Below are 355 nucleotides of genomic sequence, written 5' to 3'. Positions count from 1 at the left end.
GGGCGGGCCGAACTCACCCGTCGGCGGCGCGACCGTCCCCGGGGGTATCGCTCCCGCGGCACCGGGCATCGGACGCGGCCGGAAGTCAGGGGCGGAGTCTCGTACGAGGTCGGGTGCCGAATCCGGGGCAGGGGTTGATGCCGGGATCGGGCTCGGGGTCGGGTTCGGGATCGAGCCCGGGATCGGGCCCGGGGACGGGATCGGGCCCAGAGACGGGTTCGAGGCCGGGGACGGGTTCGAGGTCGGGATCGGGATCGGGTTCGAGGTCGGGTCCGGTACGGAACGCAGGACATGGGTGGGCCGGTCGTGCCCGGGGCGCGGTGACGGGACGGCAGCCGGGCCCGGGGCGGCGGAG

Origin of the sequence: Streptomyces hirsutus (assembly GCF_001418415.1) — a bacterium.
Lineage (GTDB): Bacteria > Actinomycetota > Actinomycetes > Streptomycetales > Streptomycetaceae > Streptomyces > Streptomyces hirsutus.
Note: the sequence above shows the minus strand (reverse complement) of the source record.